Raw genomic sequence first — 26,783 nt, forward strand, 5'->3', positions numbered from 1 at the left:
CCGCGCCACCGCGCACGCTTCAGGGCGACGTCAGTCGCCCCATTCGACCCTGCCGATGAAAATGCCGTTGGCGCGGAAGACGGCGAGACGCGCCTCGGAGAGCAGGAGCATGACCCGACGGGCGACGTCATCCGGCAGGTCCATTCGCTTCACGGCGTCGCTCACGATCTCTAGATCGCGGTAGATGTCGTCGAAGTGACTGAGGATTTTCTCCGAATCCGCGGGGGTGTACGCGATCGGCCTCAAAGGAACGATGTTTGTCATCGCATCGGTATCGAAAGGGATGGAACGAGCTGCGTTGCTCGAACGCCGGTGGAGCAAGCCGGATGCAGGCGCGTGAGGCGCCTGCGATGGTCGGGCGAGCCCGGGACATCGCCCCGAGCCCGCTGTCGGTTACGCGGCGGCGAACTCGCTGACGAAGGTCTCGACGACCTGCCGCAGGTCGGCCGCCTGGCTCGACAGACCACCTGAGAGCGTCATCAGCTGCGTCGACGCGGCACCCGTCATCTCGGCGGCCTGGCCGACGCCGGAAATGTTCTGCGTGACCTGCTGCGTTCCCATGGCAGCCTGCTGGCAGTTGCGGGCGATCTCGGCGGTGGCGGCGCCCTGCTCCTCGACGGCTCCCGCGATGGACGAGGAGATCTCCCGGATGTTGCCGATCACCCGGACGATCTCTGTCATCGACTTCACGGTGCCGTCCGTCGCGAGCTGGATTTCGCCGACCTTCGCGCCGATCTCGTCCGTCGCCTTCGCCGTCTGCGTGGCCAGCTGCTTGACCTCCGCGGCGACGACCGCGAAGCCCTTGCCGGCCTCTCCGGCCCGCGCGGCCTCGATCGTCGCATTGAGGGCCAGCAGGTTCGTCTGGTCGGCGATGCCCTTGATCAGGTTGATCACGTCGCCGATCGCGCTCGCGGCCGTGGCGAGCGCCGCGATGCGCGTATTGGACGACTCCGCCTCGGCAAACGCCGTTCCGGCGACGACCGTGGAATGGCTGACCTGCCCGTTGATCTCGCGGACGGAGGCCGCCATCTCCTCGGCGGAGGCCGCGACGGTCTGGACGTTGCTCGCGGCCTCTTCGGCAGCTGCCGCCACGGCCTGAGCCTGCCGCGAGGTCTCTTCCGCCGTGGCGGAGAGATTGCGGGCGCTGTCGGCGACCTCGCCCGAAGACTGGGCAAAGCCTTTCGCGAGGTCCTGCATGCGACCCACGAAATCCGCGGCCAGCTTCTCGCGGCGAGCGAGGGTCTGACGCTCGGTCTCCTCGCGCGCGGCCTGGTCGCGGCGGGCGGTTTCGGCCTCGGCCAGGCTTTGGCGGAAGCTCTGCAACGCCTTGGCGATCAGCCCGATTTCGTCGCGCTGGGTCTGGAACGGCACGGTGGTCTGCAACTCGCCGGCGGCGATGCGCCCCATCGCGGTCGTCAGGGTCCTGATCGGGGTCGAAATGGCCGCGGTCAGCAGATAGATCGACACGCCCGCGAGCAGCAGCATGGCGACGGCGCTCATGGCGATGACCCAGGTGATGGTGCTCTGAGCCGAAAGGCGCGCCTGCTCCCGCGTCTCCAGCAGGGCTCGCTCGCCATCGATGACCTCGGCGACCCGCGCGCGGATTCTGTCCATCGACGTCTTGCCCGCGCCGGTGATCTCGAGATCACGCGCTGCGGCGCGCGTGGCCTCCGATGCCATCAGGCGGATGCCTTTTTCCGCCACCTCGGTCCGCCACTGGTTGGCGGCCGCGGCGATCTCGTCCAGGCGTCGCTGCTGGGCCGCATTGTCGGACGTCAGGGACTTGATCCGGGCCATGGCGGCACGGAACTGTTCCTGGCCGGCCCTGAAGGGCTGCAGGCTGCCGTCCTGCCCGGTGATCAGATATCCGCGAAAGCCGGTCTCCTGATCCACCATGGCCGCCATCAGGGTGTTGGCCTGATCGATCACCCGGAACGTGTGGTTGGTCCAGGTGCTCGTCGTCTCCAACGTGGCCTTGTTGTAGAAGATCACGCCGTTGAGGGCCGACGACAATAAGACCAGCGCCCCGAATACAATCATGAGTTTCTTCGATAACGATATATTTTTCATGTTCCGATCCGCTGATCTGTTGCTGACTGCGATATCACGCGCTACCCGGTCTCGATGCAGCCATCACGTGGGCTACGGTCCCTCGTGATTGTCGGTCGACTCGGAGAAGCCGGTGCGCGGCTGCCCCAGGTGCGACAGGCCCAAAACATCGAGCGGGCTGAATTCAGAATTAAGTATTGACTATAAAATATGGTTAATAATTTAGTATTCGCAATGTGTATATTTGCAATTCTTTTGTCTACAACTACAAATTGAAACATGAACGATACGTCATTCCCCGCATGGACCTCGGCACCGGCAACCCGGTAGTCGTGACGTACGGTCAAGCAGACCCCCCGACCGGTGGAACTGACAGTGCCTTCGCAATGAATACCGACTTGTCACTGTGGAATGCTCGGTTCCGCGATCCCGACGAAGCCGCCGAGGTGATGTCAAAGGCGACCCACTCACGCCTGAGGAATGAACCCTCCAGGCTCCATCCCTATACTCTGGCCCTGGATTTCGCATCGGATGGCACCGCAACCGTCATGAACCGCGTACGCAGTGGCGGCCCGATGTTGATCGAGAGCGGTCCCCGTTACCTCGGCATCTGCTGCGTGTGGGGTGGCAGCGGCGCAATTCTCCGCTCGCGGAACGTGGACGGCGTGAAGCCCGGCGAGGGCATGATCTTCGATACCGCCCGGGTCAAGGGCCATACGGGAGGAGCCCACTGCTCCGACACCGTCGTCTTGATTCGCTTCGACCAGCTGGTTGAGGCCTCGCGCTTCCTCGTGGACCGCCCGCTGCGGGACACCTGGCCAGCCACCCGGCTCTTCACCTCCCGCGAAGTCTTGGGGGCGGGCCTTCAGAGCCTGGTGCGCGCCGCTGCAGCCACCGTCGAACTGGCGCAGACCCGGGAGGGCCCGGCCAGCCATTCGCTGCGAGCGATCGGGGAAGCCATCAAGGTGTTCGTGCTCGAGCAGGCAGGTGTCTTCGGTGATCCCGATGACGACGTGCCGCTGCCGTCCGCCGCCCAGGTGCAAAAAGCGCTCGACATCATCGAGTCCATGACCGAGCCGCTGACGGTCGTCGAGCTCGCCCAAACCTTGAATGTCAGCGTACGGTCGCTGCAGATCGCCTTCCGCAAGCATTTTGGCGCCCTTCCGCATGCCGCCATCAAGGCCGCCCGGCTCCGGCAGGCCCGACGGCTGTTCGAGAGCGGCACGGTGACGACGGTGAAGGAAGCGGCGCTTCGCCTCGGCTTCACCAATGCGGCGCGGTTCGCGGTCGAATATCGCGCGGCTTTCGGTGAGAGCCCGGTCAGCACCCTGGACAGGACGCTCGACGGCTGAGACCTGATCCGCGGCGAAGCCGCATGCCTCTCCCGCAGCGCCCGCCTTGCGCACCCGCGGGTTCGGCAGACACACTCCCCGGCTCGTCGGCCGAGGAACATGACGCCATGGACTACCGCACGCTCGGAGGCTCCGGCCTCAAGATCCCCGCCCTGACGCTCGGCACCGCCACCTTCGGCGGGGGCAGCGACTTCCTGCGCAAATGGGGCGCCACCGACGTCGCCGAGGCCACCCGACTGATCGACGTCAGCCTCGAACTCGGCTGCACCATGTTCGACACCGCCGACGGCTATTCCGCCGGCCTGTCGGAGGAGATCCTCGGCCAGGCGATCAAGGGGCGCCGCGACGCGGTCATCGTCGCCACGAAGACCGGCATGCCCATGGGTCCCGGCCCCAACGAGATCGGCACGTCGAGGTCCAAGATCATCGCCTCCTGCGAGGCCAGCCTGAAGCGCCTCGGCACCGACTATGTCGACCTCTATCAGCTCCACGCCTTCGACGCGCTGACCCCCATCGAGGAGATGCTGACGGCTCTCGACGCGCTGATCCGCGCCGGCAAGATCCGCTATTTCGGCGTCTCCAACTATTCCGGCTGGCACCTGATGAAGATGCTGGCGCTCGCCGACCGCCACGGCCTGCCGCGGCCGGTCACCCACCAGGCCTATTACACCCTGGTGGCGCGCGACTTCGAATGGGAGCTCATGCCCCTCGGCCTTGACCAGAATGTGGGCACGCTCGTCTGGTCGCCGCTGTCGGGCGCCAAGCTCTCCGGCAAGATCGGCCGCAACCGTCGCCCGCCGGAGGACAGCCGCCTGGCCACCGATGCGAGCTGGCCCGTGCCGGAGGACAGGCTCTACGCCGTCACCGACGCGCTGGAAAAGGTCTGCGCCGAAGTCGGCCGCTCCATGGCGCAGGTGGCGCTCGCCTGGCTCCTCGCCCGCCCCACCGTCTCCTCCATCGTCATCGGCGCCCGCAACGAGGCGCAGTTGCGCGACAACCTCGCCGCCTGCGAGCTGAAGCTGACGGCGGAGCAGACCGCCGCGCTCGACGCCGCCAGCGCCATTCCGCCGGCCTATCCCTACTGGCACCAGCGCCGCACCATGATGAGCCGCAATCCGCCGCCGGTCATGTGAAGCGGGCCTGTCGTCCCGCTGTCACCTTGCGGTGCTTTGGGGGAGCCGGGCCGGGGCGAACGGGAATCACCCGCCCCGGCAGGCGAGGCACCCGCCATGCAGCACGTCGCAATGCCCATCACCGTCGTCGGCGCCGGCTATGTCGGCCTGGTCACCGGCGCCTGTCTCGCCGGCATCGGCCATCGGGTCACCGTGGTAGACCGCGACGAGGGCCGGATCGCCGGCCTTCGCGCCGGCCGCATGCCGATTTACGAAGAGGGCCTCGCCGAACTGGTGGGCGACGAGGTGGCGATGGGCCGCCTGTCCTTTGCCACCGCCCTCGCCGCGGCGGTGGCCGAAGCGGCCGCCGTCTTCATCTGCGTCGGCACCCCGCCCCGCCCCTCCGACGGCCATGCCGACATGGGGCAGGTCATGGCGGCGGCCGGCACCATCGCTCCGCATCTGGCCGCGGGAACCGTCGTCGTCGTGAAGTCGACCGTCCCGGTCGGCACCGGCGACGAGGTGGAGGCGCTCGTCCGCACCCTGACCACGACGCAAGACGTCGCCGTCGTCTCGAACCCGGAGTTCCTGCGCGAAGGCGTCGCCATCGCCGACTTCATGCGGCCGGACCGCATCGTCGTCGGCACGGACGACGGCCGCGCCGCCGCCGTGATGGCGGCGATCTACCGGCCGCTGACCGAGCGCGGCGCGCCGCTCCTCGTCACCGACCGGCGCGCCGCCGAACTGATCAAATATGCCGCCAATTCCTTCCTCGCCCTGAAGATCACCTACATCAACGAGATCGCCAATCTCTGCGAGGAGATCGGCGCCGATGTCGGCGACGTCGCCCGCGGCATCGGCCTCGACCCGCGCATCGGCGCGCAGTTCCTGAAGGCCGGCCCCGGCTTCGGCGGATCCTGCTTTCCCAAGGACATGCTCGCCCTCATGAAGACGGGCCAGGACCACGGCGTGCCGCTGCGCTCGGTCGAGACGGCGGTGGCCGTGAACGATGCCCGCAAGGGCGAGATGGTGCGCAAGATCGTCCGCGCCGCCGGCGGCTCGGTCGCCGGCCGGCGGATCGCCGTGCTCGGCCTCACCTTCAAGGCCGGCACGGACGACATGCGCTCGGCAGCCTCCCTGGTCATCTTGCCGCAGCTCCAGAAGCAGGGCGCCCGCATCACCGCCTTCGATCCCGCCGGCATGGCGGAGGCAGCCCCCCTCCTGCCGGGCGTCGCCATGGCGGAGAGCGCCATGGCAGCCCTCGCCGGCGCCGATCTCGCCGTCGTCCTCACCGAATGGCCCGAATTCGCCGCCCTGGACCTCGCGGCCGCCGCGCGCGCCATGCGCAGCCCGGTGCTCGTCGACCTGCGCAACCTCCTCGACCCCGAGGTCGCGGCGCGGGCCGGCTTCCACTACCGTTCCGTCGGCCGCGCTGCCCGCGACGCCGCCGCCCGTGACGCCGCCTCCCCCGCCGCGTCGGCGGCGATGCCCTTGCCCGTCTTGGAACTTTCTTGACCTCTTTGCGCTAGGTCAGGACCGGGACATCAGGCGCGCCGCGAGGGCCGCCCGCGGGGATTACACCATGACCGTTCTCGTCACCGGGGGTGCCGGCTACATCGGCAGCCACATGGTTCTCGAACTGCTCGACGCCGGTGAAAGCGTCGTCGTGCTCGACAATCTCTCGACCGGTTTCGCCTGGGCCGTCGATCCGCGCGCTACCCTGATCGTCGGCGACATGGGCGACCAGGCTCTGGTCGAAACCGTCATGCGCCTGCACGGCATCGATGCGGTCATCCACTTCGCCGCCCGCATCGTCGTTCCCGATTCGGTGGCCGATCCGCTGGGCTATTACCTCGCCAACACGGTGAAGACCCGCGCGGTCATGGCCGCCGCGGTGGCGTCCGGCGTGCGCCGCTTCATCTTCTCGTCCACCGCCGCCGTCTACGGCACGCCCGAGGTCATGCCGGTGGCGGAAGAGGCGCCCACCCGTCCGGAGAGCCCCTACGGCACCTCCAAGCTCATCACCGAATGGATGCTGCGCGACGCCGCCGCCGCACACGACCTCTCCTACGTGGTGCTGCGCTACTTCAACGTCGCCGGCGCCGATCCGAAGGGCCGCACCGGTCAGTCCACCCCGAACGCCACCCACCTGATCAAGGTGGCGGTGCAGACCGCCCTCGGCCTCAGGGCCAAGATGGACGTCTTCGGCACGGACTATCCGACGCCGGACGGCACCTGTCTGCGCGACTACATCCACGTCACCGACCTGGTGCGCGCCCATCTCTCCGCCCTCGCCCATCTGCGCGCCGGCGGCGAGAGCCTCGTCGCCAATTGCGGCTACGGCCACGGCTATTCGGTGAAGGAGGTCATCGACACGGTGCGCTCCGTCACCAAGGTCGATTTCCGCGCCGACTATGCCCCGCGCCGGCCGGGCGATGCCGCGGCGGTGGTGGCCGACGCCACGCGCGCGCGCACGCGCCTCGGCTGGACCCCCGCCCACAACGACCTCACCGGCATCGTCGAGGCGGCCTATGCCTGGGAACGGCGCCTCGCCAACGGCGACGTCGGCCGCCGCTGAGCGGAAAGTCGTCCCGGCCCTGCGGCACGCGCGTTCGGATTGGCGCCGGGACCTATCCGATCCGTCGGGCCGTCCTAAGTGGCGATTCGCGCGCCACACCGCGGGGTCACCGTCAGCGGTCGGCCCGCGGACCGGGCAGGACGCCACGCCGGCCGGCTCCTGGCCTTCCCCACGCGTGGAAAGACATCCTCGCCACACGGCCGGATATAGTCAAAATGATACAGTCAGGATAATACACCGAATCAAGCGTACACATTTTTTGAACTGACAGTGCAGCCCGAAGGGAATAACTTACCCTGATGCAACAGCTGCCAGCCTTGACCAAAATGGGGCGTCGGACCCTGTCGTCTCGCTTGAAGCAGGGCGCAGTGGTTTTTCACGACTTTGCGGTAACTGTCGCGGCTATACTTCTGGCCCTTCTGCTTCGCGGCGACCCCCGGGTGCCGGCCATCATGGGTGCCGACCCGGTGCTCTGGGCCGCTGGTTTCGCCGGGATTGCGCTGATCATCTACGCCTCGTGCTCGCTCTACGCGTCCCGTTGGCGCTTCGCTTCGCTGTTCGACCTGTTCGGGATCTTCAAGGCCGTCTGCATCCTCACCGCGCTGCTCTTGCTGATCGACTATATCATCACGCCGCGGATGGCCGACATTCCCAAGATCTTCGGCGGCCGCACCTTGGCGATCTACTGGTGTGTCCAGGTGCTGCTGCTCGGCGGCCCCCGCATCGCCTACAGGGCCTACCGGTCCTGGAAACGCCAGTCGACGCTGAACTCGGACCCGCTGGCGGCGATCGTTCTCGGGCGGGCCTCCGATGCGGATGCCGTTCTGCGGGCCGTGGAGGCCGGCGTCGCCGGGCCGATCCGGGTCTTCGGGATCGTGTCGCCCGTGGCCCAGGAGATAGGCCAGGCGGTCCGGGGCGTCCCCGTCTGGGGCAGCACCGACCAGATCGAGCAGATCGTTCGCGATTCGGCGTCACGCGGCATCACCATCCAGCGCGCCATCATCGCCCCGGATGCGCTCCGCACCCCCGCCCTCGTGGAGACGTCGATCGGCGTGTTCCGCCGCATGGGCATTCCCCCCATCCGCATCGACGTGACGGAATCGTCCGGCTACGCCCAGCGTGCCCGCCTCCACACCGTCATCGACGACGACTTCCTCATCCGCCCGCTGGTGGACGTCGAAGAGGAGCCGCTCAGGGCCTTCGTCCGTGGCAAGCGGGTCATCGTGACCGGCGGAGGCGGCTCCATCGGATCCGAACTCGCCATCCGCAGCGCTCAGTTCGGTGCAGACCAGGTTCTGGTGCTCGACAGCTCCGAGGCTGCCCTCCATGCCATCCTCGACCGGGCCATGGTGGAGAGCCGTCCGGGCGATACCCCCGTCACGGGCCGGCTGTGCGACATTCGCGACCGGACCCGCCTCCTCTCCATCACGCGGGAATTCGCGCCCGACGTCGTCTTCCACGCCGCAGCCCTGAAGCATGTGCCGCACCTCGAACAGGAGGTTTCGGACGCGGTGCGAACCAACGTCATGGGAACGGTCAATGCAGCCGACGCGGCGGTCGCCGCCGGCGCCGCGACCTTCGTCCTCATCTCGACCGACAAGGCGACCGAACCGGTGTCGATCCTGGGGGCGACCAAGCGTCTGGCCGAAATGTACGTCCAGGCCCTGGACGCCGCGCCTCAACTGCTGGATGGCGCCCCGGCACGACGAACCCGGCTGGTGGCCGTCCGATTCGGCAATGTTCTGGGGACCGCCGGCTCCGTCGTGCCGAGATTCCGTGCCCAGATCGAGGCGGGTGGCCCGGTCACCGTCACGGACCCGGACATGGTCCGCTATTTCATGACCAAGCGCGAAGCGACCGACCTCTTGTGGACCGCGGCGCGGATCACCGGAGAAGCGGCCTCGGCCGGCCATTCCGCCATTCTCGTGCTCAACATGGGGCAGCCTGTCCGGATTGCCGATCTCGCGGAGCGGATGATCCGGCTCGCCGGCTTCGAGCCGGGCAAGGGCATCGACATCGTCTATTCCGGCCGCCGCCCCGGCGAGCGGCTTTCCGAGATCCTGTTCGAGGAGCGCGAGCCCCGCCTCGAGGTTGGCGTCCGCGGCATCGTCGCGGCCGAGGCGCAGCCTCCGGCGCTGTCCCGCCTGCAACCGTTTCTCTCCCGGCTTCAAATGGCCGCCATGGAGGGCGACGACGACCGCGCCCGCGGCATCATCGCCGAGCTGGTTCCGGATATCGCGCGGCCCTCGCGGGTCATCCCGCTCCGCAATGCGCTCGCGAGCAACGCCGACCACTGAGCCCGCCCGAAGCGAGCACGGCGACAGGCGAGGCCTGTCCGCGCGGCGACGGAGCGGCTGCGCCGCCCGAGGGCCGCGAGGTCACAGAAGGTCCAGGAGGGACCGGTAGGCCCTCACCACCTGGCTCCCCACCACGTCGACCGAGCCGGTCAGTTCGACCCGCGTACGGGCTGCCCGCCCCATGGCCGGGAGGTCGGCCTGCGCAGCCGCGGCGATGGCGTCGGCGAGCGCCGCGACGGCCCCAGCGGCGACGACGTAACCGGTCTCGCCGGGCTGCACGAAGTCGCGGCAACCCGGCACGTCCGTCACGATCGCCGGACGAGACGCGGCGGCGGCCTCGAGCAGGGCCTTCGGCAGTCCCTCGCCCCCGCGTGAGGGCAAAATGAACAGGTGATGGTCGGCCAGGAGGGCCGCTATGTCGGTCCGTCGCCCGAGCACATGTACCCCCGGCGTCGCGGCGAAGCGCGCCATGTCCTCTTCGCTGTAGAAGGCCGGGTTTGCCCCGTCACAGTCACCGACCAGGGTCAGGGTGACGTCCGATCCCGCCTGGCGGGCGCGCGCAACCGCAGCGACGGCGAGATCGACACCTTTCGACCGCACCATGCGCGCCACCAGGATCAGCTTGAGCGGTGGCCGCGCCGGCATGGGCGCGGGCGCGAAGGCCGAGGGGTCCACGCCGGCCCCGGTCAGCACCGTCACGCGGCCCTCCTCCACGGCGTTGCCGAGCCCCATCGCGGCGGGATCGGCGGAGTTCTCCACCAGCCAGCGCGTCGCCGGCCCGTCCAGAATGGCCCCGAGCATGCGGGCGACGCCCTTGCCGAAGGCCCGTCTGACGGCACCTCTGGAAACCAAGAAGCCCAGCCCGGTGACGCTGACGGCAAGCGGCCGCCTGACGCCCCGCAGCCTCGCAAGCGCCGCGATGGCCATGCCGTGCAGCCCGAAGGCGTGCAGGATGACCGGACGCCGGCTCGCCGCCAGCGCGACGACCTGCCCCGACGCTCCCCAGAGCCCCGGCGGAACGATCCCGCCCCGGGTCGCCCGGCTGGCGACGACCGCGATGCCGTCGCCGAAGGCCTGCGCCTCCCGCTCGGGTGTCGCCAGGATCATGACCTCGAAACCCCGCGCCCGCGCCAGCCTCGCCCAGGGCAGGAAATGCGATCGGAAGAACCAGGCTTCGTTGATGAGACAGAGGACCAGCGGAGGCCCCGCTTCGGCCGCCGCATTCGGTTCCGGCTGCGGCGCCACACTAGCCTCGGTCACGGTTTCCTTGCCTTCAAGCTGGCCTCATGAGACAAAACCGCTCGCTTCCGCCGGGGCCCCTAGGCCCCGCGCACCAGTTTGGATCATCAGGCCCCGCACATGCAATCCGTCGCCAGCGAAGTGGAACGCTGTCTGTCCCTGTTCGTCCGTCTGTGTGTGAACAGGGTGATCCGCACCGGTGATGGCCTGGACAGGTCCGCCGTCGTGGTGGCCTCCGAACTGCACGCCAAGTTCCCGGGTGCCATCTCCGACGTGTTGCGGGCCCACTTCGAGGCGAGCCTCGCGCAACTCGTGGACCTCGTCTCCGCCCTCGCCTCGCGCCTCCCGCCCCAGGTCGTGCGCGACTTCTCCGAGCGCGCCTCCGAGGTCCAGATCGCGGCGACGCTGGAGCGCTCATTGCGGGGGGCGATGCGGCCGGAGCTCTAGCAAGTCGCCGCACGAATCTCCGGGCCGAGACATCCGGATGTTCAACGCGTCCCCTCCCGAAGGTGGCAACGCCTTGCTCTCCCGAAACATCTGTGCCAAGTCGCTCGGCGTGGTAGACGCGCTTTGCTTTCCTCGAATTCAGTCGAGTGGCCGGTGTGGGTTCCTCGCACATGAACCCCGTGCATCATACGTTGGAGACGAACTGTGGTGTTCGAGATTACTCGCTCCCAATGTCGCTACGGGGCCATGCATTACAATGGAGACGACAGCACCATCGGCGCCAGCCTGACCCGCTACGGCGAATGGGCTGAACACGAGATCGAATTCCTGTCTCGTTTCGTCAAGACCGGCGCGACCGTGCTCGACGTCGGTGCCAACATAGGCTGCCATTCGGTCGCGTTTTCACGCATGGTGGGCGACAGTGGCAAGGTCTTCTCCTTCGAGCCCTTCTCCGACAATCACCTGATGCTGCGGCTGAACACGCGGGACCGACCGAATGTGACGGCGGTTCAGGCTCTGGTCGGCGCCAGCCAAGCCGTGATTGCGATGGACCTGAAGACACTCACTGCCCCCGGCGCCAACTACGGGGCCATCTCTTACAAGCGGGTCCCCTCGATCTCGGGAAGTGAAATCAACGACGCCGATCTGGCCGTTTCGGCGCAGTTGACCCTGGATATGTTCGCTTCACTGCCCGTCGACCTCGTGAAGATCGACGTCGAGGGCATGGAGTTCGACGTGCTTGTCGGGGCGCGCAGCCTCATCGCCCAGCGCCGCCCGATCGTGTATTTCGAACAGAATGGACCGGCTATGTACGCGCCGACGGCAAGCCTCCTCGCCGAGTTCGGATACAAGCTCTTCTGGCACGTGTGCTACCCCTTCAACCGCAACAACTACCGCGGCGACACGACCAATATTTTCGGTGATGCGACAGAATTGAACGTCCTCGCGGTACCTCTCGCCAGATTTGACGAGGACCCGACCCTCTTCGAGCGCATCCGATACGATGTTCACGAAGCGCAGCCCCATCAGTTCGAGCGACCGGAAGGGATCGGCGCCGCAACTGGTCGGGAAGTGGCGGACTGGGCGAAATCGTGGATCCCGTGATCTGTGGGGCGTTGCGTGCCCGCTACACACCGTGACACGCTGCCCGTCACAGGGATTCGCAAGCATCGGATGACCGGGTCGGCACGCGCGAATAGTCTTAACAAGGCCGTGTCCTGAACGTCCGCGGCAGGCTGGGGGTTGTGTTCTGATGGTCTCGGTGTGGTCGTTGTCGGTGTTGTTGGCCGCCTGCTACGTCGCGGGCATTCTGGCCCTTGGCGGTATGGTCGTTCGCCGGGTTGGAAGCAGCGGTGAAGGGGCCCGCACCGTCCTCTCGGCCATCCTCTACGGCGTGCTCATCCTGGCATGCATGGGCGCGATCATCGCGGCATGGCCGGGTGATAAGCGCATGTTCGCCTTCATAGTCGCCCTCGCGGCGGCGGCTGCCGTCGCCGCCGAAATCCGGTTCGTCGCCTGGTATGTAACGTTCCTGAAGAGCGCCTCGGGGCCATTGGTCGTCTGGGGATTGTCGACGCTTGTCGCCCTCACGGTCAGTTTCGCACCGGCGCGCCAGCCCCCTACCTTGTTCGACGGCCCCTATGTCTTCAAACGCTGGGTCTTGCCGGTCCAGATTCAGAGCTTGACCGGGCATCTGCCAGCCGACAATTCGCTGCCCGCCGTCGTCACGGAATATCTTGCACGAGGCATCAAGTTCGCGGACGTGCGGCCGATCATGCCCGGTCAGGAGGTGAGCAACCGCCCGATCCTCGTCGGCCTGGCAGCAGTACCGGCGCGGGTTCTGCTGGGAAGCTCGATCGAAAAGCCCGACCCGATGCCGAGGTTCGACTATGTGTCGACCAGTTGGCCGGACACGCTGTCGCTGGTGTCCGATTTCGACTTCCGGCTGTTCCTGGCACTGGGCATCACGCTGAATGCGCTGGTTGCGGTTGCGTTTTATGTGCTGCTCGTACACTTCAAGGTCCGGCAAAAGATCGTATTGACCTTCATTTTCTGCTCGCTCTCGCCTTATGTGATTTTGCATACGATCTTCACCTGGCCGAAAAACCTCGCGGCGTTCTTTATCATCGCCTCTCTGATCTTGCTGTTCTGCGGTCCCAGACGTCCTGTCGCCGCGGGGGTCGCATTGGGGCTGGCCTACTGGGCCCATCCGCTGGCCCTGGCCTTCATCGGCGTGTTCACGGCCTATGCGGCATGGACCATGTTCTTCCAGAGGCAGTGGGGCGAACAGGCGCGGCACTATGCGATCACCGGCGCCCTGGCGTTGACGGCCGTCGCGCTCTGGATGGTGCTGAGCCAAGCCGTGATGCAGATTCCTGCAGACCTGATCGTTCAGAACCAGCGCACGGACCTGGATATCGTCAACATCGTGTGGGTGCGGCTGAAGAACCTCTACACGACGTTGGCGCCCCTCGCTCTCGACGTCTTTCCCTTCGAGGTGCGGTCGGTGGTCACGCGCCACCTCATCACGATCTGGGCCCCGCTCGGGCTGCTCATCTTTTTCATCGGGCTCGGCTACAAGACGGTGGAAGCCCACGCGCTGCGGCAGATGACCATCATTGCCGGTGTTGCGGGTATCGCCCTGATCCTGGTCTTCGGAACACCGGCTGTGCCGCTTCTTCACGGGTGGCAGGCCGTGTGGCCGGTTCTCGCGGTCGCCCCCCTGGTCTGGCTCGGCGGCGAGGGGTCGCGCGGATATCTGCTCGAAGCTGTCGCAGGCGCGCAGCTGATCCTCAACATCGTCTTCCTGAGGCTTTGGGCGAGCGTGTATTCCACTGTATTGGGATGACGTCTCCCCACAGGATGATTCCCGTCGTGGAGGCGTCGGATGCCTGCGGCTCGAAGTGCCGCGGCGGTATATACTTCCCGCGGGCAGACTTGGTGGTTCCAATGGTGACCTGCTTGTGCCAGAAGACGCCTGCGCGCCTGCGATGACGCGGCGACGCGCTGGGAAGTGGCCCTGGGCCTGGCGGCGACATCGGGTGGATCGTTGGACACGTCACTGACCACATCGGCCGACCTGGAAGCGACGGCCCTCCCGCTCGTCGTCGACCTCGACGGCACGCTGATCCTGACGGACTCGCTCGACGAACAGGCGGCGCACGCCCTGTTCCACAATCCGCTCCAGTTCCTGTCGGCGCTGCCCAGGCTGGCGCAGGGCCGGGCCGCGCTGAAGGCCGCTCTGGCCGGGGAAATCGACTTCTCGACCGCCGCCCTGCCCTTTCGCGAGGATCTGCTTGCCTGGCTCCGCGCCGAGGCCGCGCGAGGCCGCGACATTCATTTGTGTTCGGCGGCGCATCAGAGCGTCGTCGACGCGATCGCGGCACGCGTCGGAATTTTCGCGAGCGCCGTCGGATCGGGGGACGAGAACCTCAAGGGGCCCGCCAAAGCGGACTATCTCGCCCGGAGATTCCCCGAAGGCTTTGTCTATGTGGGCGATTCTCCCGCCGATCTGCACGTCTGGCGTGCCGCCCGGGGAATCGTTCTCGCCGGCGCGGGATCGAGCGTCGCCCGCCGCGCGCGCGCCCTCGGCAAGCCTATTGAGGCCGAGTTCACCAACCCGCCCCTCACGGTGAAGCAGGCGCTGAAAGCCTTCCGCGTTCATCACTGGTCGAAGAACGCCCTGATCTTCGTCCCGCTGGTCCTGGCCCATGCCTTCACGGATCTGCGCACCCTCGCGATCACCCTGCTCGGCCTGTGCTGCCTTCTGCTGGTGACCTCCGCCACCTATCTGATCAACGACGTGGCCGACCTGGATTCCGACCGGCGGCACTGGTCGAAGCGCAACAGGGCCATCGCCTCGGGGCGCCTGCCGATCCGCCGGGCCCTTGGCATCGCCGCCACGGCGATCGCCGTGGCTTTCGTCGGCGGCTTCCACCTCTCCGCGGGATTTGCGGCCGCCCTCGCCGCCTATCTCGCCCTGACGCTCGCCTACTCCTTCGGCCTGAAGCGCATCCCCCTGCTCGACACGCTGATCATCGGCATCCTCTTCACCACCCGCCTCGTCATGGGCATGGCCTTGCTCGGCCATCCCTATTCGGAATGGCTTCTCACCTTTTCGGTGTTCTTCTTCACGTCGCTGGCCATCGCCAAGCGCCACACCGAGATCGTGCGTGCCGGAAACAGCAGCGAGCACGCGCTGAGCAGCCGCGGGTACCGCGTCCAGGACGGCGGCCTGACCTTGGCGCTCGGCATCGCAACGGGCGTCGCCTCGCTGCTCATCATGGTGCTCTTCATCGTCGAGGAACTGTTCCGCCGCGACGTCTACGGCAATCCGAAGATGCTGTGGGGGGTGCCGATCATTCTCGCCATCTGGGTCGGACGCATCTGGCTCCTCGCCCACCGCGGTGAGATGAACGACGACCCCGTCAGCTTCGCCCTGCGGGACCGGGCCAGTATCGGCCTCGGCTTCGCCGTCGCCGCCTTCTTCGTCCTGGCGCTGTGATGGTCTTCGCGCCGACGAGCGAATGGACCTCCTGGGGCCGCGTCAACCGCGCGCCCCATCACGTCGCGCGCCCGACCTGGCGGCAAGACATCCCCGCCGTGGTCGCCGAGGGCCGGCAGCGTTTCCCGTCCCTCCTGCCTGTCGGGCTGAGACGCTCCTACGGCGACAGCGTCCTGAACCCGGCCGGTGCCGTCATCGATATGACCGGCGTCGATCGCATGATCGCCTTCGACCCCGCGACCGGCGTGCTTCGGGCCGATGCAGGGCTGTCGTTCGACGCGCTGCTGCGGGCCCTGGTGCCGCGGGGCTTCTTCTTGCCGGTGACGCCCGGTACCCGTTTCGTCACGCTCGGCGGCGCGGTCGCCAACGACGTTCACGGCAAGAACCACCACGGCGCCGGCACCATCGGCTGCTGGGTGCGCCGGCTCGGCCTGCTGAGGTCCGACGGCCGCGAGCACGATCTCGGGCCGGACGACGAGACGGGGCTCTTCGCCGCCACCATCGGCGGGCTCGGACTGACGGGCATCATCACCTGGGTCGAGCTCTCGCTGATGCCCATCACCAGCACCATGATGGACGTCGAGACGATCGCCTTCGACGATCTCGATGGCTTCTTCGCCCTGGCGGAGGCGAGCGAGCAGGCTTTCGACTACACCGTGGCCTGGGTCGATTGTCTGGCGGGCGGCGCCCGGACCGGCCGCGGCCTGTTCACCCGGGGGCGTCACGCAGCCGCAGGGCCGCTGGAGGCCGGCAAGGCCGGCGGACCCACCATCCCGATGGATTTTCCCGGCTTCGCCCTGAACGGCTTGAGCATCCGCGCCTTCAACGCACTCTATGCCTGGAACGGCCGCCGCACCGCCGGCAACTCCATCCAGCACTACCAGCCCTTCTTCTATCCCCTCGACGCCATCGGCCAGTGGAACCGCATGTATGGGCAGCGGGGCATGTTTCAGTACCAGTCGGTCGTCCCGCCCGACGCCGCCCGGGACGCCACGGCCGCCATGCTGCGGGCCATCGCCTCCGCCGGAGAGGGCTCGTTCCTCGCCGTGCTGAAGACCTTCGGCGACCGCCCCTCGCCGGGCATGCTGTCGTTCCCGAGCCCCGGAACGACCCTCGCCCTCGATTTCCCCAACCGCGGCGACGGCACCCTGGCGCTCCTTGCCAGGCTCGACGCGATCGTGCGAGAGGCCGGAGGGAAACTCTATCCGGCCAAGGACGGCCGCATCCCGCGGGACATGTTCCGCGCGGGCTATCCCGGCTGGGAGCGTTTCGCCTCCCACGTCGATCCATTGATGTCGTCGATGTTCTGGAACAGGGTCGGACCATGACCGAGATCACGCCGCAGCCGGGCCCTCGCCTTCGCGTCCTCATTCTCGGCGGCACGTCCGGCATCGCCGAGGCGACGGCGCGGCTCTACGCGGCGGAAGGCGCCGACATCCTCCTCGTCGGGCGGGACAGGACCAAGCTGGACACGATCGCCGCCGACCTCGGGGTCCGCGGCGCGGGGCGGGCCGAGGTCGCGATCTCGGACCTCGCGGCGCCGGCCGATGCCGCGGCCGAACTGTCGGGCTTTGCCGCCACCCTCGGCGGCGTCGACCACATCCTCGTCGCCTACGGGATCCTCGGTGATCAGGCCGAGGCGGCGCGCGACGCCGCCGCGGCGGAGCGGATCATGACTGTGAACTTCAACTCTGCGGCCGCGTGGTGCCTGGCAGCCGCCAACCTGCTGGAATCCCAGGGGCGCGGATCTCTGGTCGTGCTCGGCTCGGTCGCCGGCGACCGCGGCCGCCGCCAGAACTTCGTCTATGGTGCCGCCAAGGCCGGCCTCGCCGCGCTGGTCGAGGGCATCGCCCACCGCTTCGCGGCGACCGGCCCCCGCGCGGTGCTGGTGAAGCCCGGCCCGACCATCACCGCCATGACGGCGGGCATGACCCGCAAGGGCCTGCTCTGGGCCAAGCCCGAGGCGGTCGCCGCCGTGGTGCGCCGCGCCGCCGACAAGGGCGGACCGGTGGTCTACGCGCCGTGGTTCTGGCGGTTCATCATGCTCATCATCCGCTTCCTGCCCGCCTCCATCTTCAACAGGCTCGATATCTGATGCGTATCGTCGTTACCGGAGCGGCAGGTCTCGTCGGGCAGAACCTGATCGCGCGCCTGAAGCGGCAGCAGGGCGTGTCGATCGTCGGCATCGACAAGCACCCGACCAACACCGCGCTGCTCCGCCGGATCCACCCGGAGATGACCGTCATCGAAGCCGATCTCGCGGTCGACGGCCCATGGCAGGACGCCTTCGCCGGCGCCGACGCCGTCGTCCTCAACCAGGCGCAGATCGGCGGCCTCGACGAGGCGGAGTTCGTCGCCAACAACGTCACCGCCACGGAGCGGATCGTCGAGGCCATGCGGCGTCACCGCGTGCCCTACTTCGTCCACATCTCCTCCTCGGTCGTGAACTCGCGCGCCGACGACTTCTACACCCGCTCGAAGACGGCGCAGGAGCGCTACATCGACACCGTCGAGATTCCCCATGTGGTTCTTCGCCCGACCCTGATGTTCGGGTGGTTCGACCGCAAGCATCTCGGCTGGCTGCGCCGCTTCATGGACCGCACGCCGGTCTTCCCCATCCCCGGCGACGGCAAATTCATCCGCCAGCCGCTCTATGTCGGCGACTTCGCGGCCATCATCGCCTCGTGCCTCGCGAGCCGCGCGACGGGCACCTACGATATCTCAGGACGGGAGCAGATCCACTACGGCGACCTCATCCGCATGATCCATGCCATCGTCGAGCCGAAGGCGCGGATCATCCACCTGCCCTATCGGGTGTTCTGGCTTCTCTTGTGGGCCTATGCGCGGGTCGATCGCAACCCGCCCTTCACCACGCGGCAGCTCGAGGCCCTCGTGATCCCTGAAACCTTTCCGGTGATCGACTGGCCCGGCATTTTCGGCGTGACCGCCACGCCGCTGCGGACGGCGCTGGAGGAAACCTACCGCCACCCGGACTATTCCGGGATCGTTCTGGACTTCTGAGGAGCACGCGGTGTCGAAGATCGTCGTCATCGGAGCCGGCCCCATGGGGCTCGCCACGGCCCACCGAGCCGTCAGCCTCGGCCACGAGGTCGATCTGATCGAGGCCGGCGACACCGCCGGCGGCATGGCGGCGCATTTCGATTTCGGCGGTGTCTCCATCGAGCGCTTCTACCACTTCGTCTGCAAGTCGGACGCGCCGACCTTCGCCCTCATGGCGGAGCTCGGGATCGGCGACCGGATGCGCTGGGTGCCGACCTCCATGGCCTATTACATGAAGGGCAAGGTTCATCCCTGGGGCGATCCCATCTCCCTCCTCACCTTCCCCCATCTCGACCTGATCTCGAAGTTCCGCACGGGACTGCAGATGTTCTGGACGACGAAGCGTCCGAACTTCCGGTCCATCGAACACCTCGATGCCCGCCGGTGGATCGAGAGCGGCTCGGGCAAGCGCGTCTACGACACCCTGTGGAAGCGCCTGATGGACCTGAAGTTCTACGAGCTGGCCAACGAGGTCTCGGCCTCCTGGATCGCGACGCGCGTCAAACGTATCGGCAATTCCCGCCGCTCCATCTTCCAGGAGGAGCTCGGCTACATCGACGGGGGGTCCGAAACGCTGGTCGAGGCGCTCGTCGAGGCGATCAAGGCCAAGGGCGGCCGGCTGCACCTGACCACCCCTGCGACACGCGTCGAGACGGCCGACGGCCGCGTGACGGGGGTCACCTCGCGGGACCGCTTCTTCCCCGCTGACGCCGTGATCTCCACCGTGCCGACGCCGCTGGTCTCCCGCCTCGTCCCCGATCTGCCCGACGACTGGAAATCGCGCTACGATGCGATCCGCAACATCGGCGTCGTCTGCCTCATCCTCAAGCTGAAGCGCTCGGTGTCGAAGAACTTCTGGCTGAACATCATCGACGACACGATCGACATTCCCGGAATCATCGAGTTCTCGAACCTCAGGCCGACCGGCGACACCATCGTCTACGTGCCCTACTACATGCCCGCGACGCAGCCCAAATGGGCCTGGGACGACCAGGCTTTCGTCGACGAGGCCTTCGGCTATATCCGCCGCATCAACCCGACCATCGGTGCCGACGACCTCATCGACGCCAAGGTGGGGCGCCTCACCTATGCCCAGCCGGTCTGCGAGCCCAACTTCCTCGACAAGCTCCCGCCCGTCCAGACGCCCATCGCCGGGCTGCAGATCGCCGACACCTGCTACTACTATCCCGAGGACCGTGGCGTCGCCGAGAGCATCCGCTTCGGCCGCATGATGGCGGAGCGGGTGGGGTGAGCATGTCCCTGGCCCGCCGTCTCGACACCCCTTTCGTCCGCTTTCTCGCGACGGGCGGTATCGCCGCAGGCGCCAACATCCTGTCGCGCATCGCCCTGTCGATGGTCCTGCCCTTCGATCTGGCGGTCGTGATCGCCTACCTCGTCGGCATGCTGACTGCCTATCTGCTCATGCGAGCCTTCGTTTTCGAGGCATCGGGCCGCGGCATGAGGAGCGAGCTGACCCGCTTCGCGATCATCAACGGGATCGCGCTCGTGCAGGTCTGGGTCGTCAGCGTCGGCCTCGCCCGGTGGCTGTTTCCGGCAATTGGTTTCACCTTTCATGCCGAGACGGTCGCGCATGTCATCGGGGTGCTCAGTCCCGTGGTGACGAGCTATGCCGGTCACAAGTTTTATTCCTTCGCCGGCCGGACCGATGGCGCATGATGCGTGACCTTCTTGCCGAGGGCCGTATCCGATCTGTCGCACATGCCTCCATCCTCGCCGCCAGCCTCGGCCTGTGTCTCTACAGCCTTGCGGTCGTGGCCGTGTATGTCTCTCCCGTCCTCTATTGGGATCAGTGGGAGATGGCGAAGCGGGCAGCAACGGATCCCGGCTCCCTGCTGTCGCTGCGCTACCTGCTGGAACATCACAACGAACACGTGATCGCGACCAGCAAGCTGCTGTTTCTGATCGACTATTATGTCTTCGAATATACTGGATATGTCCTGGTCGCCGGTGTCCTCGCGCTCAACGTCCTCCTTGCGACCCTCATGGCTCGGCTCACCTTTCCCGAGCCGCGGCGACGCCGCGAACGTCTCGCCGCAGCCTGTGTCTACGGCGCGGTCATGCTGTCCCTCGCCCAGTGGGAAAACCTCACCATCGGGTTCCAGACCCAGTTTCCACTGGTCATCCTGTTCGCGATCCTCGCCATCTTCGCCGCGACGGGAACGAGCCGCTTCGGCGGCACGGTCGGTGACGTCGCGCGCTGGGCGGTGAGCGCCATCCTCGCCATCGGCGCCATCGTCTCCATGGGCAACGGCATCGCGCTGGTCTTTTCCTTCGCGCTCCTGGCGGTCCTCCTCGGACGTCGCCGCCGCTGGCTCGGCTTTGCCCTGCTCGGCCTCCTCATCGTCGCCTTCGTCCCCTTCGTGGTCCGCGGCGGTCCGCCCCTCGGCGATGCGGCCCTTCGCACGCCCGTCAACCTCGTCCTGTTCGCCGTCGCGATGATCGGCGGCCCGTTCACACCATCATTCCCTCTGGCGCTGGTTCTCGGCACCCTGGCGCTCGCAGGATTTTGCGGCCTCGCGTGGTCGCTCGCCAGGCCGTGGTGGCGGGGTGAGGAGGTCGACGTCGCACAGGCGCGGCTGGCGGCGATCGGCGTCTTCCTTCTCGGCACAGCGGCAGCCGCCGCCTGGGGGCGTGTGACGCTGGGGCTGGAGGCGGCTCTGTCGAGCCGCTACGCGACGCCGATGCTGATGCTCTGGCTCGTCGTCGTGGCGGGGTTGGCACGCAGCGCCTGTCGGACGCTCGGCGACCGATCGCTCGCAATGCCTGTCGTGGCGACGCTCCTCGTCGCCCTCGTCATCGCTGCGACGACCAGCTTGCGACCGGAGAATTTCGGCAAGATCCGTGCGCAGAACGAGCGGCTGACACGCGCCGCAACCTTTCTTCTCTGGAACGTCCCCTCAGAGGGCGAGATGGTCAGCCTTTATCCGCATCCCGCCATGATCACCGCGGCAGTCGACCATCTGCGGCAGGCACGCCTCAATCTCTTCTCGCCGCGGTGGGGTGTCGCGGCCAAGCCCGACCAAATGCCCGATGACCTTCGTCCGGGTTCCCTTGCCGCCTGTCCCTCAGGCGCCGTCGAAAGCGCCGCGCGCGTGTCGGCCGACGGCTGGTCCGTCACGGGGTGGATCACGGACCGCGGATTGCAGCGACTTCCGGAATGGGTCGTCGCGACCGATTCCTCCGCCCGTATCATCGGCGCGACCCGTCCGCTGCTGTTGCGTCCCGACGCGCGGGCTCACCGTCCGGCGCGGATGCGGGGCTTCCATCTGCCGCTGCGCGCGGAAGCGGATCGCCCGTCCGGGCCCATCACTCTCGTCGCGCTCTTCGGCCAAACGCGCCCGGCTTGTACGATCGCACTCGATCTTTCTCTGCCCGCCAGCCGGATTCGGGGGCAACTTCCCGCCGGCATCCCGATCGCGCCAGCAACCCAACTGTCCGGCGCAGGACCTCGGCCGGGACTGTCCCCTGCGGCAGAGACCTTTCCGGTGCCGGGCGTCGCGCTGGCGGGGACCTGGCAGGGCGACGACCTGGCCGCGGGGGACCTCTCGTTGACGCTCGATCCCGCTCTCATCGGCTGCGGCCCTGCAAACGTCCCCGTGTTGCGCGGACCTCTCGCCACGGGGCTCATCATGACGCTGGAGCGCGACCGCGAGGTGGAGCGCTTCGGCCTCGACCCCCTCGTGCCGCACCGCTGGGGTGCCGTGGAGATCACCTCGGAACAGCTCTGCCCCGGTGGGACGGGCAGGCCCCTCATGGTCAGGCTGAAGGATTCCGGGTCGATCCTTTGGTCCTGGGGGGCCATGGCCACGCCCATGCGGCCGTCCGCTCCTTGACCGCTCTCACCGTCTATTGGCCCACCCGCGTGAAGATCGCCTGGGACCAGACGTCGCCGCATATGGCCCGCCCGTCACCCGAGCACGGCTTGTTGCAGCTCTGGGCCCGGCCATGGCGGCCGAACTCGGCATTTCCGCATGAACACTGATTGGTGTTCTGCAATCCCATATGCCGGGCGCCCCGGGCCGTGCACAGCGCGGAACAGGCCTGGAGCGTCAACGTCATCGGCGGGCTGACGAAAGCCAGATCCCGATCGGGGGAATCGACGAAGCACCCTCGAAAAGCCCAGCCGTCGATCACGTACGGCACGCCAGCCTGGACGACTTTGCCGTCGAAGGGCGTCGTCACGTTCACCACGGGCCTGTCGTCGGGCTGGAAGATGGCCCAGAGCCCGAAGGCGGCGCCACTGACGCCGAGGATGAGCGTCAGCACGATCACCCATCCGAGCGAGGTGGCGGCAGGCGGCGCTGCGGGACGCGGCCGCCGCACCGCAGGAGCCACCGTCTCCGGCGATGGCCGGGGCGGATCGGCGGCGAGGGCGGGGGCGGCAGGGACTGCCGGATCCTCGTCGGGGAGAAAGGCCCGCCGCCACCAGGGGTCGAAGTCCCGTTCAGCGAAGGCCTGCAGGTCGAAGTCCGGCGCCTTCGCATGGGCCACCACGTGGGTCAGGATGGCCCGCAGAACCCCCGACAGCCGCTCTTCGGTTTCGGCGTCGGCGCCTCCCGGCAAGACGATGCCCGGCAGACGCGCCACCGCCATCGCTTCCACCCGGCGAGCGACCTCGTCGTCGCGCCAGTCGAAACGCGCGAGAATCAGGAGGGTCGCCTTCACATAGGGACCGATCAAAGCGGCTTCATCGCGCGACAGACGAGAACTCATTCCTGCATCACGATCATTGGCCCTGTGCGGATAATAGGCCAGAACAAGAGGGGCGCCGCAACCATGCGCGCGACAACAACGGCGCAAGCCTCCGTGATATGGAAATTCTGGTCATTTTCTGGCATCGGCAGGAATGATGTGATTTCCGGTGTTGGACGAGCCCGACGAATCATGACGTCACGACGACCTGTACTGACGAATCCTGCGGCTCCCCGTCGCGGCCCGGCGGGCAGAACCCCTCCCTCGGGGCGCTCGCGTCGATGACGGCGGGATCGCCGCCCTCGCCCTCACGCATGCTCGCCCGGACGCGCTGGTTTGTCGGCGCGCTCCTCGGCATCTGGCGCCGCGAGGGCTTGGGCGGCTTCGTCCTTCGCGTCAAGCTGAGGCTGCGGTCCAGGCCGCGCGCCGCCATCGGCTATGCGACCTGGCTGCGCCGCTACGACACGCTGTCGGCGGCCGATCTCGCCCGCCTCGCCGAGCGCTCCGCCGCCCTCGCCCACCGGCCGCTCGTCTCCATCGTGATGCCGGTCTACGAGACGCCGGAGAACCATCTGCGCGAGGCCATCGCTTCCGTGCGCAGCCAGATCTACGACCGCTGGGAACTGTGTATCGCCGACGATGCCTCCCGGGCACCGCATGTCCGCAAAGTCCTCGAGGCGGAGGCCGCGGCCGATCCCCGGATCAAGATCGTCTGGCGCCGGGAGAACGGCCACATCGCGCGCGCCTCCAACGACGCCCTGGCGCTCGCCACGGGTGAGTGGATCGCGTTGCTGGACCACGACGACATCCTGCGGCCCCATGCCCTGCTGTGCATGGTCGAGGCGATCGGCCGGAACCGCGACGCGGAGATCCTCTATTCCGACGAGGACAAGATCGACGAGGGCGGGCGCCGGTTCGACCCCTACTTCAAGCCGGATTTCTCCCTCGATCTCTTCCTGAGCCAGAACTATCTCAACCACCTGACGCTGCACCGGCGCGCCAATATCGAGGCCGTCGGCGGCTGGCGCCCAGGCTTCGAGGGCAGCCAGGATTATGATCTGACCCTGCGCATCCTCGACCGGGTCGGAACCGAGCGCGTCGTCCACGTCCCGCGCGTCCTCTATCACTGGCGCGCGACACCAGGCTCCACCGCGCTCGGCACGCACGAGAAGAGCTACGCCGTGGACGCCGCCCTGCGCGCCCTGCAACATTATGCCGATCGCCGTCTGCCCGGCGCCACCGTGACCCTGGCGCCCGCCACGCCCTACTACCGGGTGACCTACCCGCTCCCCGCGCCTCCCCCGCTGGTCTCCATCATCATCCCGACGCGCGACGGCGCCCCCATCCTCGACCGATGCCTGTCGTCGTTGTTCGACCGGACCGACTACGGTGCCCTGGAAGTGATCATCGTCGACAACGGCTCGACTGAGCCGGACACCGCGGCGCTGTTCGAGCGGTGGTGCGCGCGCGACGATCGCATCCGTGTCCTGCGTGATCCCCGCCCCTTCAACTATTCCGCCCTCAACAACCTGGCGGCCCGGGAGGCACGCGGCCGTTTTCTCTGCCTCATGAACAACGACATCGAGATTCTCGACCCCGCGTGGCTCACCGAAATGGTCTCCCTCGCCGCCCGGCCGGGGACCGGCTGTGTCGGCGCCAAGCTCCTCTACCCCAACCGCGCGATCCAGCATGCCGGCGTCGTGCTCGGCATCGGCGGGGTCGCCGGCCACGGCTACAAGGGCGCCCCCGAACATCATCCCGGCTACTTCGGGAGCCTGAAACTGCGCCGCACCGTGTCCGCCGTCACGGGGGCCTGTCTGGTGGTCGGGGCATCGATCTTCAGGGAGGTCGGCGGACTCGACGAGGAGAAATTGGCGGTCGCCTTCAACGACGTCGATTTCTGCCTCAAGGTGCGCGAAGCGGGTTATCGCAACGTCTGGACCCCCTTCGCCTGCCTGCTCCACCACGAAAGCCTGTCGCGAGGCGCCGACACCACCCCTGAGAAACGGGCCCGGTTCGAGGCGGAGGTCGCGGCCATGCGGCAGCGCTGGGGGCCCGTTCTCGACGCCGATCCCTTCTATTCGCCGAACCTGACCCTCGAGCACGAGACCTATGACCTTGCCGTTCCGCCTCGCCTTCCACCTCTCGCAGAAGCGGCGGGCGGCAAGGCTCCTCGCGACCGCCGGGTGGAACCGTTGCCCGATTGAAACAGTTTCGACGCTTTGCTGTTGATCCCCCCGCTGGTTCGATGCGGATAGGCTTGGACATGGTGACCTGCCCGTGCCACCAAGCGATACTGCGGAGAGGCCTGTGCGACAGTTGGACACAATGGCAGGCCGGCTCGCCTCCGGCTCACAGTTTCATGGTCAATGCGCAATAGGCTGAAAGGATCACCGGTCGGACGCGCCCTGACGCGCATCGGCAAAGGCACGTTGTCCGCCGCGAACACGGTCGCGCTGCGGCTCTACTTGGCGAGCGAGGCGCGCAAGAGCCAGGACTCGCGACCACAGGCGCAGACATCCCTGCGCACGGGACTGGTCGCCCACGTCTACTACCCCGATCTCTTCCCCGAAATCCTCGCCTGCCGCTCCCATCTTCCGGACGATGCCGTGTGCCACATCACGGCGCCGGAAGAAGCTGCGGAATCCCTGCGCCCCCTCATCGGCGCGCTGGGCGACGTGACGCTCACCGTCGTGGAGAACAGAGGCCGCGACATCGCGCCCTTCCTCGGCGTCCTTCAGTCCGGCGCGCTGGACGGCCTGGATGCGGTGCTGAAGATTCACGCCAAGCGCAGCACCCACCTGTCCCACGGCGATCTGCTGCGCCGCGCCATGCTGACCTCGCTGGCCGGGCGGCCCGACATCGTCGACGGCGTGCTGAAGATCATGGACGATCCGTCCGTCGGGATGGTGGGATGGCGCCGGGTCTTCCTCACCGCGCAGCGCCACTGGCACACCAACCGTGATCGCGTCGAGGCCCTGCTGGCCCGCCTCGATCCACCGCCCCGGCCCCAACTCGCCTTCTTCGGCGGGTCGATGTTCTGGTTCAGGCCGGCCGCACTGACATCCATTGCCAGGTTGCCCTTCGTCGCCGCGGATTTCGACGCCGAGGAAGGTCAGATCGACGGCACGCTGCACCATGCGCTGGAGCGCTGCTTCGCCCTCGCTGCCACCGCGTCCGGCTATCAGATTTGCGACACGCACGGTCGCGTCCTGTTGCCGCCCGGCGGAGACGCCCCCCTCGGTCGCGGCACCTCCCGGTCGGCGGACGGTCCGCGTTCTTCGTCCGCTTAGGCGGGCGAGGGGGTCCCCTGCCCGGCCGAGCGCCTGATTGCACGGGAGCCTGATCGACCGGCAGTCCGGCTTGCGAAGAGCCTCGAAAGCGTAATGTGTTACCGTCGGCGTGGCCATCGGGGGACTTTGCAGACTCGCT

General features: G+C 67.5%; 20 protein-coding genes. 16 read left to right on the top strand and 4 right to left on the bottom strand.

The window, feature by feature from the left end:
• Nucleotides 1–30: 30 nt before the first annotated feature.
• Both C6569_RS10750 and C6569_RS10755 read right to left on the bottom strand, forming a co-directional pair.
• Nucleotides 31–264, bottom strand: a complete 234-nt coding sequence (locus tag C6569_RS10750) for a hypothetical protein (RefSeq protein WP_106748845.1) — start codon at nucleotides 262–264, stop codon at nucleotides 31–33.
• 129 nt (nucleotides 265–393) lie between these two features.
• Nucleotides 394–2,070 (bottom strand): methyl-accepting chemotaxis protein, encoded by a 1,677-nt coding sequence (locus C6569_RS10755; RefSeq protein WP_106748846.1) that lies wholly within the window; start codon nucleotides 2,068–2,070, stop codon nucleotides 394–396.
• Nucleotides 2,071–2,351: 281 nt separating this feature from the next.
• Between C6569_RS10755 and C6569_RS10760 the strand changes: the two genes are divergently transcribed.
• The 5 genes from C6569_RS10760 to C6569_RS10780 all read left to right on the top strand — a co-directional run bounded on the left by C6569_RS10760 (nucleotide 2,352) and on the right by C6569_RS10780 (nucleotide 9,388).
• Nucleotides 2,352–3,401, top strand: a complete 1,050-nt coding sequence (locus C6569_RS10760) for an AraC family transcriptional regulator (RefSeq protein ID WP_106748847.1) — start codon at nucleotides 2,352–2,354, stop codon at nucleotides 3,399–3,401.
• A 107-nt stretch (nucleotides 3,402–3,508) separates the two neighbouring features.
• On the top strand, nucleotides 3,509–4,534 hold the full coding sequence (locus C6569_RS10765; RefSeq protein ID WP_106748848.1) for an aldo/keto reductase: 1,026 nt from the start codon (nucleotides 3,509–3,511) through the stop codon (nucleotides 4,532–4,534).
• A 111-nt stretch (nucleotides 4,535–4,645) separates the two neighbouring features.
• Complete coding sequence (locus tag C6569_RS10770; RefSeq protein WP_106750995.1) at nucleotides 4,646–6,028, top strand: UDP-glucose dehydrogenase family protein; 1,383 nt, start codon at nucleotides 4,646–4,648, stop codon at nucleotides 6,026–6,028.
• Nucleotides 6,029–6,095: 67 nt separating this feature from the next.
• Nucleotides 6,096–7,091: a UDP-glucose 4-epimerase GalE gene (gene galE / locus C6569_RS10775; RefSeq protein WP_106748849.1), complete on the top strand. Its 996-nt coding sequence runs from the start codon at nucleotides 6,096–6,098 to the stop codon at nucleotides 7,089–7,091.
• 452 nt (nucleotides 7,092–7,543) lie between these two features.
• Entirely contained in the window at nucleotides 7,544–9,388 is a 1,845-nt protein-coding gene (locus tag C6569_RS10780; protein WP_181313993.1) for a polysaccharide biosynthesis protein, read from the top strand.
• Between the two features lie 81 nt (nucleotides 9,389–9,469).
• Here C6569_RS10780 and C6569_RS10785 read toward each other — a convergent pair whose 3' ends face one another.
• Nucleotides 9,470–10,648 carry a glycosyltransferase gene (locus C6569_RS10785; protein ID WP_106748851.1) on the bottom strand — a complete coding sequence of 393 codons (1,179 nt, stop codon included), beginning with the start codon at nucleotides 10,646–10,648 and terminating at the stop codon, nucleotides 9,470–9,472.
• A gap of 165 nt (nucleotides 10,649–10,813) precedes the next feature.
• Between C6569_RS10785 and C6569_RS10790 the strand changes: the two genes are divergently transcribed.
• The 9 genes from C6569_RS10790 (at nucleotide 10,814) to C6569_RS10830 (ending at nucleotide 20,315) form a co-directional block, all read left to right on the top strand.
• Nucleotides 10,814–11,074, top strand: coding sequence for a hypothetical protein (locus C6569_RS10790; RefSeq protein ID WP_146144777.1), 261 nt, complete (start codon nucleotides 10,814–10,816; stop codon nucleotides 11,072–11,074).
• Nucleotides 11,075–11,278: 204 nt separating this feature from the next.
• Nucleotides 11,279–12,178 carry an FkbM family methyltransferase gene (locus tag C6569_RS10795; RefSeq protein ID WP_146144778.1) on the top strand — a complete coding sequence of 300 codons (900 nt, stop codon included), beginning with the start codon at nucleotides 11,279–11,281 and terminating at the stop codon, nucleotides 12,176–12,178.
• A 148-nt stretch (nucleotides 12,179–12,326) separates the two neighbouring features.
• Nucleotides 12,327–13,922, top strand: coding sequence for a hypothetical protein (locus C6569_RS10800; protein WP_106748854.1), 1,596 nt, complete (start codon nucleotides 12,327–12,329; stop codon nucleotides 13,920–13,922).
• 201 nt (nucleotides 13,923–14,123) lie between these two features.
• Complete coding sequence (locus C6569_RS10805) at nucleotides 14,124–15,578, top strand: UbiA family prenyltransferase (RefSeq protein WP_181313994.1); 1,455 nt, start codon at nucleotides 14,124–14,126, stop codon at nucleotides 15,576–15,578.
• Nucleotides 15,578–16,906, top strand: a complete 1,329-nt coding sequence (locus C6569_RS10810) for an FAD-binding oxidoreductase (RefSeq protein WP_106748856.1) — start codon at nucleotides 15,578–15,580, stop codon at nucleotides 16,904–16,906. Before C6569_RS10805 ends, C6569_RS10810 begins: the two co-directional genes overlap by 1 nt.
• Complete coding sequence (locus C6569_RS10815; RefSeq protein WP_106748857.1) at nucleotides 16,903–17,673, top strand: SDR family NAD(P)-dependent oxidoreductase; 771 nt, start codon at nucleotides 16,903–16,905, stop codon at nucleotides 17,671–17,673. The genes C6569_RS10810 and C6569_RS10815 overlap by 4 nt, the downstream gene beginning before the upstream one ends.
• Nucleotides 17,673–18,599, top strand: a complete 927-nt coding sequence (locus C6569_RS10820; protein ID WP_181313995.1) for an NAD-dependent epimerase/dehydratase family protein — start codon at nucleotides 17,673–17,675, stop codon at nucleotides 18,597–18,599. The genes C6569_RS10815 and C6569_RS10820 overlap by 1 nt, the downstream gene beginning before the upstream one ends.
• Nucleotides 18,600–18,609: 10 nt before the next feature.
• A complete protein-coding gene (locus C6569_RS10825; protein ID WP_106748858.1) occupies nucleotides 18,610–19,890 on the top strand; it encodes an NAD(P)/FAD-dependent oxidoreductase in 1,281 nt (426 codons plus the stop codon).
• 2 nt (nucleotides 19,891–19,892) lie between these two features.
• Nucleotides 19,893–20,315: a GtrA family protein gene (locus tag C6569_RS10830; protein ID WP_106748859.1), complete on the top strand. Its 423-nt coding sequence runs from the start codon at nucleotides 19,893–19,895 to the stop codon at nucleotides 20,313–20,315.
• A 2,190-nt stretch (nucleotides 20,316–22,505) separates the two neighbouring features.
• Here C6569_RS10830 and C6569_RS10840 read toward each other — a convergent pair.
• Nucleotides 22,506–23,372 carry a WSC domain-containing protein gene (locus C6569_RS10840; RefSeq protein ID WP_146144779.1) on the bottom strand — a complete coding sequence of 289 codons (867 nt, stop codon included), beginning with the start codon at nucleotides 23,370–23,372 and terminating at the stop codon, nucleotides 22,506–22,508.
• Between the two features lie 260 nt (nucleotides 23,373–23,632).
• Between C6569_RS10840 and C6569_RS10845 the strand changes: the two genes are divergently transcribed.
• Together C6569_RS10845 and C6569_RS10850 are read left to right on the top strand one after the other, a co-directional pair.
• Complete coding sequence (locus C6569_RS10845) at nucleotides 23,633–25,558, top strand: glycosyltransferase family 2 protein (RefSeq protein ID WP_215905806.1); 1,926 nt, start codon at nucleotides 23,633–23,635, stop codon at nucleotides 25,556–25,558.
• Nucleotides 25,559–25,720: 162 nt separating this feature from the next.
• Entirely contained in the window at nucleotides 25,721–26,644 is a 924-nt protein-coding gene (locus C6569_RS10850) for a rhamnan synthesis F family protein (protein WP_106748863.1), read from the top strand.
• The last annotated feature ends 139 nt before the right edge of the window (nucleotides 26,645–26,783 follow it).

The sequence above is a fragment of the Phreatobacter cathodiphilus genome, assembly GCF_003008515.1.
GTDB lineage: Bacteria > Pseudomonadota > Alphaproteobacteria > Rhizobiales > Phreatobacteraceae > Phreatobacter > Phreatobacter cathodiphilus.

What these genes read in the sequence shown, in the direction of transcription:
- C6569_RS10750 (WP_106748845.1), bottom strand. Translation starts at nt 264, where the DNA reads ATGACAAACATCGTTCCTTTGAGGCCGATCGCGTACACCCCCGCGGAT.
- C6569_RS10755 (WP_106748846.1), bottom strand. Translation starts at nt 2,070, where the DNA reads ATGAAAAATATATCGTTATCGAAGAAACTCATGATTGTATTCGGGGCG.
- C6569_RS10760 (WP_106748847.1), top strand. Translation starts at nt 2,352, where the DNA reads ATGGACCTCGGCACCGGCAACCCGGTAGTCGTGACGTACGGTCAAGCA.
- C6569_RS10765 (WP_106748848.1), top strand. Translation starts at nt 3,509, where the DNA reads ATGGACTACCGCACGCTCGGAGGCTCCGGCCTCAAGATCCCCGCCCTG.
- C6569_RS10770 (WP_106750995.1), top strand. Translation starts at nt 4,646, where the DNA reads ATGCCCATCACCGTCGTCGGCGCCGGCTATGTCGGCCTGGTCACCGGC.
- galE (WP_106748849.1), top strand. Translation starts at nt 6,096, where the DNA reads ATGACCGTTCTCGTCACCGGGGGTGCCGGCTACATCGGCAGCCACATG.
- C6569_RS10780 (WP_181313993.1), top strand. Translation starts at nt 7,544, where the DNA reads ATGGGTGCCGACCCGGTGCTCTGGGCCGCTGGTTTCGCCGGGATTGCG.
- C6569_RS10800 (WP_106748854.1), top strand. Translation starts at nt 12,327, where the DNA reads ATGGTCTCGGTGTGGTCGTTGTCGGTGTTGTTGGCCGCCTGCTACGTC.
- C6569_RS10810 (WP_106748856.1), top strand. Translation starts at nt 15,578, where the DNA reads ATGGTCTTCGCGCCGACGAGCGAATGGACCTCCTGGGGCCGCGTCAAC.
- C6569_RS10815 (WP_106748857.1), top strand. Translation starts at nt 16,903, where the DNA reads ATGACCGAGATCACGCCGCAGCCGGGCCCTCGCCTTCGCGTCCTCATT.
- C6569_RS10820 (WP_181313995.1), top strand. Translation starts at nt 17,673, where the DNA reads ATGCGTATCGTCGTTACCGGAGCGGCAGGTCTCGTCGGGCAGAACCTG.
- C6569_RS10830 (WP_106748859.1), top strand. Translation starts at nt 19,893, where the DNA reads ATGTCCCTGGCCCGCCGTCTCGACACCCCTTTCGTCCGCTTTCTCGCG.
- C6569_RS10840 (WP_146144779.1), bottom strand. Translation starts at nt 23,372, where the DNA reads ATGAGTTCTCGTCTGTCGCGCGATGAAGCCGCTTTGATCGGTCCCTAT.
- C6569_RS10845 (WP_215905806.1), top strand. Translation starts at nt 23,633, where the DNA reads ATGACGGCGGGATCGCCGCCCTCGCCCTCACGCATGCTCGCCCGGACG.
- C6569_RS10850 (WP_106748863.1), top strand. Translation starts at nt 25,721, where the DNA reads ATGCGCAATAGGCTGAAAGGATCACCGGTCGGACGCGCCCTGACGCGC.